Source organism: Nocardia sp. CA-135398 (genome assembly GCF_050955845.1).
Taxonomy (GTDB): Bacteria; Actinomycetota; Actinomycetes; order Mycobacteriales; family Mycobacteriaceae; genus Nocardia.
Window position 1 is genome coordinate 6192780 of sequence record NZ_CP192084.1, and the last position, 15389, is coordinate 6208168.

General features: G+C 65.4%; 15 protein-coding genes. 8 read left to right on the forward strand and 7 right to left on the reverse strand.

The window, feature by feature from the left end:
* Positions 1-9: 9 nt before the first annotated feature.
* Positions 10-1434: an MFS transporter gene (locus tag ACQP1T_RS27350; RefSeq protein WP_433755926.1), complete on the reverse strand. Its 1425-nt coding sequence runs from the start codon at positions 1432-1434 to the stop codon at positions 10-12.
* A 94-nt stretch (positions 1435-1528) separates the two neighbouring features.
* Here ACQP1T_RS27350 and ACQP1T_RS27355 point away from each other — a divergent pair, with 94 nt between their 5' ends.
* The 4 genes from ACQP1T_RS27355 (at position 1529) to ACQP1T_RS27370 (ending at position 5030) form a co-directional block, all read left to right on the forward strand.
* Positions 1529-2110, forward strand: a complete 582-nt coding sequence (locus ACQP1T_RS27355) for a TetR/AcrR family transcriptional regulator (protein ID WP_433755927.1) — start codon at positions 1529-1531, stop codon at positions 2108-2110.
* A 408-nt stretch (positions 2111-2518) separates the two neighbouring features.
* Entirely contained in the window at positions 2519-3043 is a 525-nt protein-coding gene (locus ACQP1T_RS27360; protein ID WP_433755928.1) for a cysteine dioxygenase, read from the forward strand.
* Positions 3044-3142: 99 nt separating this feature from the next.
* Positions 3143-3553, forward strand: coding sequence for a rhodanese-like domain-containing protein (locus ACQP1T_RS27365; protein WP_433755929.1), 411 nt, complete (start codon positions 3143-3145; stop codon positions 3551-3553).
* Positions 3554-4358: 805 nt separating this feature from the next.
* Positions 4359-5030: a hemerythrin domain-containing protein gene (locus tag ACQP1T_RS27370; protein ID WP_433755930.1), complete on the forward strand. Its 672-nt coding sequence runs from the start codon at positions 4359-4361 to the stop codon at positions 5028-5030.
* 361 nt (positions 5031-5391) lie between these two features.
* On the opposite strand, the gene ACQP1T_RS27375 is transcribed toward ACQP1T_RS27370, so the two are convergent.
* The 5 genes from ACQP1T_RS27375 to infC form a co-directional block, all read right to left on the reverse strand.
* The gene (locus ACQP1T_RS27375; RefSeq protein WP_433755931.1) at positions 5392-5769 is read right to left on the reverse strand and encodes a hypothetical protein; all 378 of its coding nucleotides are present in this window, start codon (positions 5767-5769) and stop codon (positions 5392-5394) included.
* A 116-nt stretch (positions 5770-5885) separates the two neighbouring features.
* A complete protein-coding gene (locus tag ACQP1T_RS27380; RefSeq protein WP_433755932.1) occupies positions 5886-6683 on the reverse strand; it encodes a TrmH family RNA methyltransferase in 798 nt (265 codons plus the stop codon).
* A gap of 37 nt (positions 6684-6720) precedes the next feature.
* Positions 6721-7101 (reverse strand): 50S ribosomal protein L20, encoded by a 381-nt coding sequence (gene rplT, locus ACQP1T_RS27385; protein WP_040689024.1) that lies wholly within the window; start codon positions 7099-7101, stop codon positions 6721-6723.
* Positions 7102-7240: 139 nt separating this feature from the next.
* Positions 7241-7435 carry a 50S ribosomal protein L35 gene (gene rpmI / locus ACQP1T_RS27390; protein WP_040689021.1) on the reverse strand — a complete coding sequence of 65 codons (195 nt, stop codon included), beginning with the start codon at positions 7433-7435 and terminating at the stop codon, positions 7241-7243.
* A gap of 61 nt (positions 7436-7496) precedes the next feature.
* Positions 7497-8183, reverse strand: a complete 687-nt coding sequence (infC, locus tag ACQP1T_RS27395) for a translation initiation factor IF-3 (protein WP_433762387.1) — start codon at positions 8181-8183, stop codon at positions 7497-7499.
* A gap of 338 nt (positions 8184-8521) precedes the next feature.
* Between infC and ACQP1T_RS27400 the strand changes: the two genes are divergently transcribed.
* The 4 genes from ACQP1T_RS27400 (at position 8522) to ACQP1T_RS27415 (ending at position 12035) form a co-directional block, all read left to right on the forward strand.
* Positions 8522-8875 carry a DUF1844 domain-containing protein gene (locus ACQP1T_RS27400; protein WP_062986815.1) on the forward strand — a complete coding sequence of 118 codons (354 nt, stop codon included), beginning with the start codon at positions 8522-8524 and terminating at the stop codon, positions 8873-8875.
* A gap of 63 nt (positions 8876-8938) precedes the next feature.
* The gene (locus tag ACQP1T_RS27405; protein ID WP_433755933.1) at positions 8939-9559 is read left to right on the forward strand and encodes a TetR/AcrR family transcriptional regulator; all 621 of its coding nucleotides are present in this window, start codon (positions 8939-8941) and stop codon (positions 9557-9559) included.
* A 46-nt stretch (positions 9560-9605) separates the two neighbouring features.
* On the forward strand, positions 9606-11147 hold the full coding sequence (locus tag ACQP1T_RS27410) for an FAD-dependent monooxygenase (RefSeq protein WP_433755934.1): 1542 nt from the start codon (positions 9606-9608) through the stop codon (positions 11145-11147).
* Positions 11148-11321: 174 nt separating this feature from the next.
* Positions 11322-12035, forward strand: coding sequence for an alpha/beta fold hydrolase (locus ACQP1T_RS27415; RefSeq protein ID WP_433755935.1), 714 nt, complete (start codon positions 11322-11324; stop codon positions 12033-12035).
* Between the two features lie 220 nt (positions 12036-12255).
* On the opposite strand, the gene uvrA is transcribed toward ACQP1T_RS27415, so the two are convergent.
* Positions 12256-15291 carry an excinuclease ABC subunit UvrA gene (uvrA, locus tag ACQP1T_RS27420; protein WP_433755936.1) on the reverse strand — a complete coding sequence of 1012 codons (3036 nt, stop codon included), beginning with the start codon at positions 15289-15291 and terminating at the stop codon, positions 12256-12258.
* Positions 15292-15389: the final 98 nt, after the last annotated feature.

Genomic DNA, 15389 nt, shown 5'->3' on the forward strand with positions numbered 1-15389 from the left:
GCGGCTTCGTCAGTCCGCAGCAGTAATCCGGCTCGGCAATAGCCGCGACACCAGCGCGCCCACCGCGACGATGGCCGCACCGACCCACACCGCCGGAACCAGCCCGTCGACAAAGCTCTGCGGGTCGACGTAGGAACCGTATGAGGCGAAGACCGACGCCAGCACCGCGACACCCATCGCGACACCCACTTCCCGAATCGTGCTGTTGGTGCCGGATGCCATCGCCCGATCCTCGGGTGTGGCACTGGCCATCACCACGGTCGCACCGGGTGCGAAGGTCAGTCCCATCCCGACACCACCCAGCAGGAACGGCCCGACGAATGCGAGGTAGCTCGCGTCGACCGCGGTCACCGCCGCCATCCAGGCCAGCGCCGCCGCCAGCATTGTCTGTCCGGCCGTGAGCAGATTCCGCGCACCGACCCGATCCACGATCAATCCGGCCAGCGGCGCGACCACCATCGGTGCCATCGTCCACGGCATGGTCCGAATGCCGGATTGCAGCGGCCCCAACCCCTGCACCACCTGGAAGTACTGCGCAAGCAGGAAGATCGAGCCGAAGACGCCGACCGAGAAGGTGAAGACGGTCGTATTGCTCACCCGGAATGCCCGGGAGCGGAACAACCGCAGCGGCAGCATCGGATCCGGTGTCCGCAACTCCCAGGCGATCAGCAGTCCGAGCAATGCTGCCCCGCCGATCAGCGCGGTCAGCACGCCGGTCGAGGTCCAGCCGTCACCGGCGCCGTGGATCACGCCCCACACCACCGCGAGCACACCGCCCGCGGACAACACCAGCCCGAGCGGATCCAGCCGCTTGGCCCGCCCGTGCGATTCGGTCAGCGCCCATGCCGCGAAGGGCAGCACCAGCACGCCGATCGGCACATTCACCCAGAAGATCCACTGCCAGCTCAGCCCCTCGACCACCGCCCCGCCGATCAGCGGGCCGAGCGCGACGCCGAGTCCGGAGATGCCACCCCAGATGCCGATGGCGGCACTGCGCATCTTCTCCGGGACCGCCGATGACAGCAGGGTCAGCGAAAGCGGCATTACCGCGGCCGCACCGAAACCCTGAATCGACCTGGCGGCGATCAACATCCAGGGCTCGGTGGCCAGCGCGCAGGCCGCCGATGCCGCCGTGAAGATCGCGATACCGACCAGGAAGATTCGGCGGCGGCCGAGCCTGTCACCGATCGACGTGGCGGTGAGCAGCAACGATGCGAACGCCAGCGTGTAGGCGTTGACGAACCATTGCAGATCGGCGAGGGAGGCGCCGAGTTCGGTGCGGATCACCGGCAGCGCATTGGTCACCACCAGGTTGTCCAGCGTGACCATGAACATCGGGATGCCGACGGCTGCCAGCACGGCGGCCAGCGACCGCCTGCCCGCGCGCGGTTCGACGGACACCTGCGGATCGGCGGTTACGAGTGTCTCGGACATGTCCAGCCTTTGTTGTAATCGACTGATAACTTACTGCACGAAGAGTATGCATCGGCTGATAACATGTCAACAAGCGACGACGAAGTGGAGCACGATGGCGAGTTCAACCCGAACCCGGATGACCGCGACCGAACGCAGCGCGGAAGTATTGCGCGCCGCTGTCACCGCCTTCGCCGAATCGGGTTATGCCGCAACGAAAACCGATGAGATCGCGCGGCTGGCCGGGGTTTCGCAGCCGTATGTGATCCGCCTCTTCGGCAGCAAACAGCAGCTATTCCTGGCCGCGACGCATCAGGTGTGCGATCGCATCGAGGAGGTCTTCCGCGCGGCCGCGGCCGAGCACATCACGCCGGAGTCGACCCCGGAGGAGAAGATCCGCGCCCTCGGCACCGGCTACCAGACATTCCTCAACGAACGCGAACTACTCCTGGTCCTGTTGCACTCGTTCGCCGCCGCGTCCGATCCAGCCATCGGTCCGGAAGTCCGCGCCCGCTTCGGCGGCATCTGCCGAGTGGTCGAAGAACTCACCGGCGCATCCGTCATGGAAATGCGCCGCTTCCTCAGCACCGGCATGCTGCTGACCGTAATGACCGCCATGGGTGTGGCCGGTCCCGGCGCGGTCGAGGCCCGCTGGGCCTTCGAACTACTCGAAAACCTCCGCGCCGAGGGAGATTAGCGCGTCTGCCCATGCGGTTGGACCCGTCCCGCCCTGCGCGCACGCCTGGATGAGCTGGGCCAGCACGGGAAGGGGCTGCTACTCGGCGGCAAAGCCCGAGCGGTGGCGGTTCCCGGATGCATCTCCGCCCACACTTGCCGCAACCAGCACGGAAAGGTGCTGGTAGTCGCTGGGAAAGCCCGGGCGGTGCGGTCATTGGATGCATCTCCGCCAACACTTGCCGCGGCACTGGCGCGCTGCCTCCAGCGGGTACGCCTCAGCGATGACGGTGCGCGGGCGGGTTTTGCTCATGGTGATCGAGACCGATGGCAACGGCGTCGTGGTGCCGGAAAATGCGCGAGACCGCTTCGTCGCGGTTGTTGGCAGCGCAGTTGATCGTCCACCACGACCATGTCAGGAGTAGCTCGCTTGACCACATCACTGCCGGTGAATCTCAAGCACACCAACGATATTCATCCCGCGGTCGATATACCGCTGATGCGCGAGGCGGTGTGTCCGGAGCGGACCCTGTGGTCACCCGCGGAATTGCGGGAGTTGACCAGGTCGGTCACCGATGCCCTCGCGACACCGCTGCTGGACATCGTGCGGTTCGATACGCAGCAACGTTGGTGGACCCGGCTGGCGCTGACCATGGGCGTCGAAGTGTGGCTGCTGTCGTGGGCACCGGGACAGGGCACCGAACCGCATGATCACGGCGGTGCGTCCGGCTCGTTCACGGTATCTATCGGTGAGCTCGGCGAGGAATACTGCCACCCCGGTGGCCCGGTCCGCACAACGCAATGGCGGGCGGGCGAAACCGTCGCCTTCGGACCTGAACGCGCGCATCGGCTGCGCAATCACAGCACCCGCCCGGCCGCCTCGGTGCACGCGTATTCACCACCGCTGCGACCAGTCCGCGAGTACCGTACTCTCACGGATTTCGTGGGCGTATGAGCGAGCGAACATTCAACACAGTCGCCAAGGTGGTCACGACGGAGCCACGCCTAGCGAGGCGCAGTCATCAGACGCGAGCGTTCCCCGGAGGTCCCGGCCATGAAAGAAGGTAGCGCCATCAGCACCGAGGACATGCTCGACCGAGCGCGAGCCAAGCTGAATCGCGTCGACCCGGAGCAAGCGGCGGCATTGCTGGCCGAGGGCGCACTGGTGGTCGATATCCGCCCACACGCTAACCGCCTCGCCGAGGGCGAAATCCCTGGCTCGGTCGTGGTGGAACGAATCGTGCTGGAATGGCGCCTCGACCCGACCGGTGCGCACCGACTGCCCGGTCTCACCGCGGACACTCCGGTGGTGTTGGTCTGCAATGAGGGCTACGCCTCCAGCCTCGCCGCCGCCGACGTCCTCGAACTCGGCCTGCACCAAGCCACCGACCTCATCGGCGGCTTCCGGGCTTGGCGTGCGGCTGGCTTCCCAGTAGCCCCCGGCGCCACACCACCCGTCCCCTAGCATCGGCGGCTTCCACGCCTGGCAAGCGGCTGGCCTCCCAGTAACCCCCGGCGGCACCCCACCCGTCCCCAAGCATCGGCGGCTTCCACGCCTGCCAAGCGGCTGGCCTCCCAGTAACCCCCGGCGGCACCCCACCCGTCCCCTAGCATCGGCGGCTTCCACGCCTGCCAAGCGGTTGACCTCCCAGTAACCCCGGCGGCACCCCACCCGTCCCCTAGCATCGGCGGCTTCCACGCCTGCCAAGCGGTTGACCTCCCAGTAACCCCAGGCGGCACACCGCCGGTCCCTAGCCCGGCCATTCGAACCCGTCGAGCCCAGTTGTCGCATATCCAGTGCCTACTTCACAGAAGCTAGAACCTATGCGAGAGCATTACTGGATATGCGACAGCTCACCTGACCAGCGGTGGCGAGCATCGTAATGCCCGCTGCCGCAATGGGATCGAGCGGTGCGCCGATATCGCGTGCGGTGTGGGCCGCAGTCGTGCCCAGTGGTGGCGAGCACAGTAATGCCCACTGCCGCAATGGCATCGAGCCGTGCACCGAGGCCGCCTGCGGTGCGTCCCGCAGCCGTGCCTAGCAGTGGCGAGCACGGTAATATCCGCCCGCCGCAATGGCATCGAGCCGTGCACCGAGGTCGCGCGGTGCGTCCCGCAGCCGAACGGACTCATTGTCGGCATCGCGCAGGAAGCGAAACCGCCTTAAGTCACCGATAAGTTCGGTGCAAGCGACGCGATGCATCGTTACTCCAACAAAGCGCGAACTGCCCGCCACCACGCTCGCGGGCCGCAACTTTCGAGGAGCCGACATGACCAGCAATTCCGACACCGCCGTCGCCACCCGCGTGACCCCCGACATCACCGGGATGAGAATCGCGCACCGCGGGATGATCTCCGATACCCGGCGGTTCGCGCAGATCACCGCCCAGATCGCGGCCGGATCCCCCTGCCCGCCCCGACGCGCCGCGGCCATCGCGGAATACCTGAACCTGCTCTGCGACTCCATCCACCATCACCACACCATCGAGGACGATGTGCTCTGGCCGGTCCTCATCGCGTCCGCGGGTCCCGCCGTCGACGTGCGCGAACTCGAAGACGATCACATCCACGTCGACGAGTTGCTGGCGACACTACGTGCACGCGCGTTCGCGTTCGCCGCAGCCAGCGATAAACAAGCGGCAGCAACCGAACTCGCCGACACGCTGAAAACCGCACACGCACTGCTCTCCGAGCACATCGCCGACGAGGAAAAGGTGGTGTTCCCGATTATCGACGAGTACGTCAGCCTCGAAGACTGGGCCCGCATCGAGAAGGCGGCAAAGCAGGGCGGCAACCTGAAGTTCGAGGTGCCCCGCGTGCTCCAACACGCGACCGAACCGGAGCTGGCGCGAATGAAGCAGGAGGCCGGAGTGGCCATCCGCCTGATGCTGAAGTTTTTGGTGCGCGGATTCGATAAGCGCGAGGCGATCATCGCAGGCTGAGCGCCGCCATCGCACGGAGCACACGCCCGTTGTGTCGGTCTGCAAGGGCTACGCCTCCAGCTCGCGCGGCCACCGCACCCGAAGTCGGCCTCCCCCAACCCGATCCGCAGCTTCCACGATTGCTGGTGCTGACGGTTTCGTCGGGCTTTGATGCGGTAGTTGTTGTGGCGGGCGCCTGGGCGGGTTTCGGCGGGGACGGCCATCGGGGTGACTGGATGCGGCGATAGAAGTCGCCTAGCACCCACGGTTTACGGAAGATTCATGGTGGTCGGTTGAGCGAAAGCCCGTCAAGAATCCCGCGCCACCACCAACCATCCCCCGTGTTCCTTGGTACGTGTCTGGGAAAGATCGGCCGGTGGCGTCAACTGGTTCGAAGAACCTTGATCTGCGCCGGTTCCGGCAGAGCGCGAGGACGCTCGTCGGTATGCCAGGCGTACTCGATGCCACTGAGCCATCCGTTCTCGACCCACAGGATGACTTCGCCGACCGGTGATCCGTTGCGGTCGGTGACCGCGCCATCGGCGAAGATCCCATCGGCACAGCCCGCAGCATGCGCGGCCCCCGGCCGCACAGCCAGATCTACGCTGGGTGACCCGACGCCCCAGGTCGCGACGACCTGCGAGTACGGGATCTGCGTGCGAAACTCGTCAGCGCCGGCGCCGCCGACGGACAGCAGTTTGGTGACGACATCGGATTCGAGATCGGTCAGCGGTCGTGGCTGAATGGGCGTGCTGCTCATCGATCTCCTCCGATCACGCCAGGCTCCTGAACCAATCGGCACCGCAGCCTGCGACGAAGCCGCGTCAGTACGGGCTCACACCAGCTCGGGGGTTGCGCTGAAAGTTCGCGCCCAGTCTATTTCGCGTGCTGAATCCGGGCGCTGGCGTAGAGGCAGATCGCGGCGGCTGCGGCGAGATTCAGGCTCTCGGCGCGGCCGTGAATGGGAATTCGCACGCGATGATCCGCGCGTGCGGCGACGGCGGGATCTAGACCGTGTGCCTCGTTGCCGAACAGCCAGGCCACCGGACCAGCAAGCAATTCGTCGGCCTCGTCCAGGTCGACCTCCCCCTTGGCGGCGGTGGCCAACACCGTAATGCCCGCTGCCGCAATGGCATCGAGCACCTCGCCGATATCGCGATGCCGCGCGATCGGCACGTGGAACAGGCTGCCCGCGCTGGCGCGAACGCATTTGCCATTGTGCGGATCGACGGTATCCCCTGCCAGCACAACGCCATTCGCGCCAACCGCGTCGGCAACGCGGATCAGGGTGCCCGCATTGCCGGGTTCGGCGATCTCCACCGGTACGGCGAGCAGTGTCGGTCGCTCGGCCAGTACGTCCGCCAGCGGCACGTCGATCTGGTCGCACACCGCGACAAGCCCAGGTGCGGTGACGGTTTCACCGAGGTGTTCGGCGGCGCGGTCGCTGACCAGCGTGGTGCGCACGCCCGCGGCGGCGGCCCCGGCGATCAGCTGATGCTCCCGCACCGCGGCGTGCATCGAATAGAAAAGCTCGCGCACCCGATCGGTTTCCAGCGCCGCCGCAACGGAATTCGCGCCCTCGGCCAGGAACTGCCCGGTCTTGCGGCGATGCGCGGCGCGCTGGAGCTTGACAGCGGAAACGACCCGCGGATTGTGCTCGGAGAGCGCATCCACGGGTCGTTCCGAATGCTGTGTCGTCACGCAGCCCGGATCAGGCGGCGGGGGCGTTGACGTCCTGCGGGAGGGCGGCCTTGGCGACGGCGACCAGACCGGCGAACGCCTCGGCATCGGAGACTGCCAGCTCGGCGAGGATCTTGCGGTCCACCTCGACACCCGCGGCCTTGAGGCCCTGGATGAAGCGGTTGTAGGTGATGTCGTTCAGGCGTGCCGCGGCGTTGATGCGGGCGATCCAGAGCTTGCGGAAGTCACCCTTGCGCGCCCGGCGGTCCCGGTAGGCGTAGGTGAGCGAGTGCAGCTGCTGCTCCTTGGCCTTGCGGTACAGCCGCGAGCGCTGGCCGCGGTAGCCCTTGGAGGCCTCGAGAACGGAACGGCGCTTCTTCTGCGCGTTGACGGCCCTTTTGACGCGTGCCATGGGTCAGTCCTTTGTCGATCTAGGGGGCGCATGCGTCACGCCCAAGAATTGGTCGGTGGTCGGCGTCCGGAATCCCCGGTCGCGCGGGTGCTGGCCTTTGCGAGCGACTGGCGAGCAGTCGCTACGGAGTAGCTAGGTCTCAGAGACCCAGGAGGCGCTTGACGCGAGGGACGTCAACAGACGCGACGGCCTCCGTGCCGTCCAGACGACGAGTCCGGCGAGTGGACTTGTGCTCGAGCAGGTGGCGACGGTTCGCCTGCTGACGCAGCAGCTTGCCACGGCCCGAAACCTTGAATCGCTTCGAGGCGCCGCTGTGGCTCTTCATCTTCGGCATGGATTCCTCTATCTGTCTCGTACCGGTGGTCCGCGTCGGACCACCGGTTTTCTGATCGGTATTACTGCGGGTCGGCCGGCGCGGCCTGTTCGGCGGCCGGTGCGCCCGCGGCAGGTGCGGGAGCGGCAGGCGCTTCGGTGGCCGCGGGACGCGGTGCCCGCGAATCCTCCTGCGCCTTCACCCGCGTCTTCGCACCCTTATGCGGCGCGAGGACCATGGTCATATTGCGACCGTCCTGCTTGGCGGAGGTCTCGACGAAACCCAATTCGGCGACGTCGGAGGCCAGACGCTGCAGCAGTCGGAAGCCCAATTCGGGGCGCGACTGCTCACGACCGCGGAACATGATCGTCACCTTGACCTTCGAGCCGGCCTCGAGGAAGCGAACAACGTTGCGCTTCTTGGTCTCGTAGTCGTGGTCGTCGATCTTGGGACGGAGCTTCTGCTCCTTGATCACGGTCTGCACCTGGTTCTTGCGAGACTCGCGCGCCTTCTGCGCCGTCTCGTACTTGAACTTGCCGTAGTCCATGATCTTGCAGACCGGTGGACGGGCATCCGGCGCGACCTCGACCAAGTCGAGATCCGCCTCGAGGGCGACGCGTAGTGCATCTTCAACACGCACGATCCCAACCTGTTCACCACCCGGTCCGATGAGTCGGACCTCGGGAACGCGGATGCGATCGTTGATGCGGGTCTCAGTGCTGATGGGGCCTCCTAGGTCAAGCGGTGTCGTCAGACGACCGCACGCAATAACGGCAACCCCTTTTCAACACAAAGGCCCCGGTGCGGTATTCCGCAACGGGGCCCGAGTCGACCGGCCTTCGACCACGAGCGTGCTCGTGTCGTCCTTGTCCGTGATGATCCCCGCTAGGACCGTCCGCACAAGAAACCCGCCCCGGAAGGGCGGGGGACCGGACCGTTTAACCAGTACGATCGCTCGTCGGCAACGGTGGGAGTCGGGCTCCACTTATCAGCCCCGAGCAAGCCCGGGGCGGTCGTCAGCGGAAAGTCTAACATTCCCACTCGCTATCGCCGAATCGCCCCGCCCCGGCGACCGCGCCCGACCACCACGATGCCATCCTCGTGCCTATGAGTGACGAGGCAGTATCCGATCCGACCGATGTCCGCGAGTTGGCCGATATCCCCGCGGTCGAGATCATCAGCCGCGCCGCGATGATGCTGATGAGCGCTGCGGCCGAGAAGCTCGGACTCGCCGACGAGGATCCCGACAACAGTCCGCGCCGCGACCTGGACGAGGCACGCCGCCTGATCACCGCGCTCGCGGGGCTGGTCACCTCGTCCATCGAATACTTCGGTCCGCACGCCGGTCCGTATCGCGACGGACTGAAGTCGTTGCAGCTGGCCTTCCGCGAGTCCTCGGCGCATCCGGACGAGCCGGGCAAGGGGCCGGGCGAGAAGTACACCGGTCCGGTCTACGCCTAGCCACGAAATTTTGCCCAGCGGGAAACATTGCCCGCTGGGCAAGTTTCGTCGTACTCTGGTGTCATGCCAGATGAGCAAGTCCTCGGCCTTCGCGAGCGCAAGAAGCTCGACACCCGCAAGGCACTCAGCGATGCGACGCTCGAGCTGGCATTCGAACGCGGACTGGCCAATATCACCAGAGAGGACATCGCCGCCCGCGCGGGCGTGTCGGTCCGGACCTTCAACAACTACTTCACCGGTAAGCACGAGGCGCTGGCCTACCGGCAGACCGAGCGGATCCAGCGCAGTCTGATCGCACTGCGGAACCGGCCCGCGGCCGAGCCGCTCTGGACCGCGATCACCGCGGCGATTCTCGAACCACTCGAAGTCGACGGCGCCGGGGACCGCCCGCCGACCGCGCGCCAACTGGCGGTCATTCGCGAATTGCTCGAGGCACCCGAGACCCGAACCGCGGTGTCCAAGGCGGTATCCGACGACTGGATCGAGGCGATCGCGGCCCGCACCGGAACCGACGCGGCCCGCGATCTGTATCCACGCCTCGTCGTCGGCGCGATCGGCGCGATCTACCAGGCCGCTACCGCGACCTATGTGTACGCGGATCCGCCGGTATTGCTCACCACACTGCTACGACAAGCCATCGACGAGGTAGCCGCGGGACTTCCCACACCTTCCGTCGGCGACTGACTCACCGCACACTCACTTTTCAAAGGCAACAAGAGGTGTATTTGTCATGCCCGAAAACTCCTCCGACATAGTCATTTCCGGTGCAGGGCCGAACGGGCTCATGCTCGCCTGCGAACTCGCACTGGCCGGCGTGCGTCCCATCGTGCTGGAGAAATTGAGCGAGCCCAGCGCCGAGCCGAAAGCGAACGGCCTTGTCGGCCAGGTGATTCGGCTGCTGGATATGCGCGGCCTATACCACGAATTCGGCGGCGCGCCGGGCGCTCCGCAGCCCGTGCCCGGTTGTCTGTTCAGCGGGATGCCGGTGTCATTCGCCGAAGTCGCGAACAATCCGATGTACGCGCTGCTCATCCCCCAGCCGAAACTGGTTCGCCTGTTAGAGAAAAGGGCACGCGAACTCGGTATCGAAATCCGCTGGGGCCATGAGCTCACCGATCTGGTCCAGCAGGACGGAAGCGTGACCGTCACAGTGACGGGCCCCGACCGCGAGTACGATCTGACCACCACCTACTTGGTCGCGGCCGACGGCGGCAAGAGCTTCGTCCGCAAACACACCGGAATCGAATTCCCCGGCAGCACAAACGCATCGAAGTTGGTCCGGATGGCACATGTGAGCGTGCCGGAGGAACTGCGAACCGGAGACGGCGGCATCCTGATTCCCGGCCTCGGGCGACTTCCGTTCGGACATAACCGACTCGAAGGTGGCATGTTCATCTTCGCAGAGCTCGAACGCGGCCGCCCGTTGGTCGCGACCATGGAATTCGACGGCGATCCGGTACCAGAGGACACGCCGATGACGCTCGACGAGCTGCGCGCGAGTCTGCGGCGGGTGCTAGGCGTCGACCTGCCGATCGCGCCACCGCCCGGATCCGGCCCGCACGCCTTGCGCCGGACCGAAGGTCAGAACACTCGACTGGCCGAACGCTATCGCGCCGGAAATGTGTTCCTGCTCGGCGATTCCGCCCACGTGCACTCGGCGATGGGCGGCCCCGGCCTCAACCTCGGTTTGCAGGATGCGGCCAATCTGGGTTGGAAGCTCGCCGCCCAGGTGAACGGTTGGGCACCCGAGGGCCTGCTGGACACCTATCACTCCGAGCGATACCCGGTCGGCGAGCGCGTAATGATGCACTCACTGTCCCAGCTCGCACTGATGGCGCCCGGTCCGGAAGTCACCGCGCTGCGCAACTTCATGGGCGAACTACTCAAAGCACCTGAAAGCGCTGGACATATCGCACATCTGCTCGCCGGATCCGATATCCGCTACGACATCGGCGATCCGCATCCACTGTCCGGTCGCATGGTCCCGGACCTCACCCTCGAAACCTCCGACGGCCGAACGCGTATCGCCGATCTGCTGCACTCGGCACGAGCTGTACTGGTCCAGTTGACCGAGAACAGCCGGTTCGCCGATATCGCGGGCGACTGGAACGACCGCGTCGACACCGTGATCGCGACCTGTCCGGACGCGCCCGCGCACGCGCTACTCATCCGACCGGACGGATATGTGGCCTGGGCAGGTGATGTCGGTACCGAAGATGACCGACTCCGGAACGCATTGACGCGGTGGTTCGGTCCAGCTCGAAGCTCGTAGGCACACCGGTATCCGTGCCGCCACTGCCCGTCGATCTCACCGGGCAATCCCACTCGACCCGAAGTAGTTCATCTTGTGAACAATGAAATGCTTTGTGCGCGTGGCCATCTCGGTGACCCAGACAAATTGCTGCGGATTTGCGTTCCACCGGGTTCGGCATGCGATGCTCACTGAATGGCACGGATACTTCTGATTCCCGGATTCTGGCTCGGCGCGTGGGCCTGGGACGACGTCGCGGCCGATTTGCGCGACCGGGGTGACGACGTTTCGGCGCTGACCCTGCCCGGACTCGATCCGGCCGATGACGACCGGTTGGACGCGACCCTGGAAATGCAGGCGCAGGCCATCCTCGACGAAATCGCCCCGGATGAAGCGGTGGTGGTCGTCGCGCACTCCGGCGGCGCGGCGGCCGCCTATCTCGCCACCGATATCGCACCGGAACGCTTCCGTCGCGGCATATATGTCGACGCCGCTCCGCTACCGAATGGCTTCATCCTCAATTCCGCACTGGATGCGACCGTTCGCGAACTCGCGCTGCCGGATTGGGACCAGTTGGAGGCCGACGGCAATAGCCTCACCGGACTGGACGAGGTATCCCTCGCCCGATTCCGCGAGCGTGCCGTCTCCGAACCCGCCGGAGTCGCCGCCGCTCCCCTGCGACTGAGCGATTCCCCGGCGCGTCTTGCCATCCCGACGACGGTGATCTGCAACAGCATTACCGCCGATCTGGTCAGACAACTCCGCGACGCGGGTCAGGAGCCGCTGTTCGCCGAGTTGTCGAAAATCGACGCCGAATACATCGATCTGCCCACCGGCCACTGGCCGATGTGGTCCAGACACAAGGAACTCGCCGAACTGATCCACATCATCGCGAACCGCTCGAGCTAGCCCGGGCTCGATGGCTGGATCAACAACCTCTTTCGCCCTCTTTGGCTGGAGGACAAGCGCAGCACGTCGACCCAAGAACTGAGCTCGCCTGTCCGCTCCTCGGTATCAGCGTGCGGTCGTTCGCGCCACCGGCGTCCAACCCGTCTGCCCGGACGCCCGCTGTCTCGGTGTCGACACCGATACAGACGGTGTCGGGCAACCAACAGGCGTGCGGGCGAGATCAGCGCAGTGCGGCGGCTTTTCGTGCGGCGCGCTTCGCGGCGGTGGGGTTGGGTGCCGGAATCTTGGTCGTCGCCGCCTTCGTTGTCGAGGAGTTGTTCGCCGCAGCTTTGGTTGCGGCCTTTTTGGCGGGGGCCTTCTTCGCCGCCTTCTTGGCCGGAGCCTTGGGCTCGGTCGCGGCGGGCAGCGCCAGGACTTCCTTCAAGAACTGGCCGGTGTAGCTGGGTGCTACTTCGGCGACGTCTTCCGGAGTGCCCTCGGCGACCACCGTGCCACCGCCGGAACCGCCCTCGGGACCCATATCGACAACCCAGTCGGAGGTCTTGATGACGTCCAGATTGTGTTCGATGACGATGACCGTATTGCCCTTGTCCACCAGGCCGTTGATGACGAGCAGCAGCTTGCGGATGTCCTCGAAGTGCAGACCGGTGGTCGGCTCGTCGAGGATGTAGACGGTGCGTCCGGTGGAGCGCTTCTGTAGTTCCGCCGCCAATTTGACGCGCTGCGCCTCACCGCCGGACAGAGTCGGTGCGCTCTGTCCGAGACGCACATAACCCAGGCCGACATCGACCAGCGTCTTGAGGTAGCGGTGGATCGAGGTGACCGGCTCGAAGAACCCCGCGGCCTCCTCGATCGACATATCGAGCACCTCGGCGATGGTCTTGCCCTTGTAGTGCACCTCGAGTGTCTCCCGGTTGTATCGGGCACCGTGGCACACCTCGCACGGCACATACACATCCGGCAGGAAGTTCATCTCGATCTTCAAAGTGCCGTCGCCCGAACATGCTTCGCAACGGCCGCCCTTGACATTGAACGAGAACCGGCCCGGCTGGTAGCCGCGCACCTTCGCCTCGGTGGTGGCCGCGAACAGGGTCCGGATCTTGTCGAATACGCCGGTATAGGTGGCCGGATTCGAACGTGGCGTCCGGCCGATCGGCGACTGATCCACCTGCACGAGCTTGTCCAGATGATCGAGACCGTTGATCCGAGTGTGCCGACCCGGCACCTGCCGCGCACCGTTCAGCTTATTCGCGAGCACGGTCGCCAGAATGTCGTTGACCAGCGTGGACTTACCGGAACCGGAAACGCCGGTGACCGCGGTGAGCACACCCAGTGGGAAGCTGACGTCGATATTGCGCAGGTTGTGCTCGTTCGCGCCGACCACGGTGAGCTGCCGCTTCTTGCTGACCGGTCGCCGCACCATCGGCACCTCGATGCGCTCGCGGCCCGAAAGATAGGCGCCGGTCAGCGATTTCGGATCGGTGAGCAGTTCTTGATACGGACCGCTGTGCACGACCTCACCGCCGTGCTCACCGGCCAGCGGACCGATATCGACCACCCAGTCCGAGGCCCGAATGGTGTCCTCGTCGTGTTCGACCACGATCAGCGTATTGCCGAGATTGCGCAACCGCGTGAGGGTTTCGATGAGCCGCCGGTTGTCGCGCTGGTGCAGACCGATCGACGGTTCGTCGAGCACATACAGCACTCCGACCAGCCCGGATCCGATCTGGGTCGCCAACCGGATGCGCTGGGCCTCACCACCGGACAGCGTCGCCGCGGCCCGCGACAGGCTCAGATACTCCAGTCCGACATCCAACAGGAACCCGAGGCGGGCCTGTACTTCCTTGAGCACCTGCCCGGCGATGGCGGTCTCGCGCTCCCCCAGCGTCAAGGCGTTCAGGAATGCCGAGCAATCACCGATGGACAATTCGCTCACATCGGCGATGGACTTCTGCTCACCGCCCGAGGCGATGGTGACGGCCAGAATTTCCGGACGCAGCCGAGCACCGTTGCACACCGGGCACGGCACATCCCGCATGTACCCGTCGTAATGCTCCTTCATCTGCTCGGATTCGGTGCTCTCCATGCGCCGCTGCAGGAACGGCATGACGCCCTCGAAATCGGCGTAGTACGAACGCTTGCGCCCGTACCGGTTGGTGTAGGAGACGTGCACTTGATCCGAACTGCCCTCCAGCACCGCCTTGCGTGCCTTCGGCGGCAGGTCCTGCCACGGCGTATCCATGGAGAATCCGATGGATTCGGCCAGACCCGACAGCAGCCGGGTGAAGTATTCGGCGGTCTGCCCGCGCGACCACGGTGCGATCGCGCCCTCGGCCAGGCTCAATTCGGGATCGGGCACCACCAGATCAGGATCGACCTCCTTGCGAATGCCGAGTCCGGTGCAGTCCGGGCACGCGCCATAGGGCGAGTTGAACGAGAACGAGCGCGGTTCGAGATCCTCGATATCGAGGGGGTGACCGTTGGGGCAGGCCAGGCGTTCGGAGAAGCGGCGCTCCCGATCGTGGGCGTGCTCGTCGCGGTCGACGAAGTCCAGCACCACGATGCCGTCGGCCAACCGCAGCGCGGTCTCGATCGAATCGGTGAGGCGCTGTTTGGAACTCGGCTTCACCTGGAGCCGGTCCACCACGACCTCGACGTCGTGCTTCTCCTGCTTCTTCAGCTTCGGCGGATCGGTGAGCGGATACACCACCCCGTCGACCCGGACGCGCGAATAGCCCTGGGAGTTCAACTGGTCGAACAGATCGACGAATTCGCCCTTGCGGGTGCGCACCACCGGAGCGAGCACCTGGAATTTGATGCCCTCCTCCATGGCCAGCACCTGATCCACGATCTGCTGCGGAGTCTGCTTGGCGATCAGTTCACCGCAGACCGGGCAGTGCGGCGTGCCCGCGCGCGCGTACAGCAGACGCAGGTAGTCGTAGACCTCGGTGATGGTGCCGACCGTCGACCGGGGGTTGCGGTTGGTCGACTTCTGGTCGATCGAGACGGCAGGCGAAAGTCCCTCGATGAAGTCGACGTCCGGCTTGTCCATCTGCCCGAGGAACTGGCGGGCGTAGGCCGACAGCGATTCGACATAGCGGCGCTGGCCCTCGGCGAAGATCGTGTCGAAGGCGAGGCTGGATTTGCCCGAACCGGATAGACCGGTGAACACGATGAGACTGTCGCGGGGCAGATCGAGGTCGATGCTCTTGAGATTGTGCTCCCGAGCTCCGCGCACAGTGAGGCGTTCCGCCACCAGGTGTCCCTTCTCGATCGTGTCGGTCCAACAGACGTGATAACCCCCAGCGCCATGCTAGGACGACCCACCGACAAGTTTCGTCGCGCGCCGGGTTA

Excerpts from the sequence above, each read along its gene's own strand:
- rpmI (WP_040689021.1), bottom strand. The coding sequence starts at position 7,435 with ATGCCGAAGATGAAGAGCCACAGCGGCGCCTCGAAGCGATTCAAGGTT.
- ACQP1T_RS27405 (WP_433755933.1), top strand. The coding sequence starts at position 8,939 with ATGCCAGATGAGCAAGTCCTCGGCCTTCGCGAGCGCAAGAAGCTCGAC.
- ACQP1T_RS27400 (WP_062986815.1), top strand. The coding sequence starts at position 8,522 with ATGAGTGACGAGGCAGTATCCGATCCGACCGATGTCCGCGAGTTGGCC.
- ACQP1T_RS27375 (WP_433755931.1), bottom strand. The coding sequence starts at position 5,769 with ATGAGCAGCACGCCCATTCAGCCACGACCGCTGACCGATCTCGAATCC.
- ACQP1T_RS27365 (WP_433755929.1), top strand. The coding sequence starts at position 3,143 with ATGAAAGAAGGTAGCGCCATCAGCACCGAGGACATGCTCGACCGAGCG.
- ACQP1T_RS27350 (WP_433755926.1), bottom strand. The coding sequence starts at position 1,434 with ATGTCCGAGACACTCGTAACCGCCGATCCGCAGGTGTCCGTCGAACCG.
- ACQP1T_RS27370 (WP_433755930.1), top strand. The coding sequence starts at position 4,359 with ATGACCAGCAATTCCGACACCGCCGTCGCCACCCGCGTGACCCCCGAC.
- ACQP1T_RS27355 (WP_433755927.1), top strand. The coding sequence starts at position 1,529 with ATGGCGAGTTCAACCCGAACCCGGATGACCGCGACCGAACGCAGCGCG.
- ACQP1T_RS27410 (WP_433755934.1), top strand. The coding sequence starts at position 9,606 with ATGCCCGAAAACTCCTCCGACATAGTCATTTCCGGTGCAGGGCCGAAC.
- rplT (WP_040689024.1), bottom strand. The coding sequence starts at position 7,101 with ATGGCACGCGTCAAAAGGGCCGTCAACGCGCAGAAGAAGCGCCGTTCC.
- ACQP1T_RS27415 (WP_433755935.1), top strand. The coding sequence starts at position 11,322 with ATGGCACGGATACTTCTGATTCCCGGATTCTGGCTCGGCGCGTGGGCC.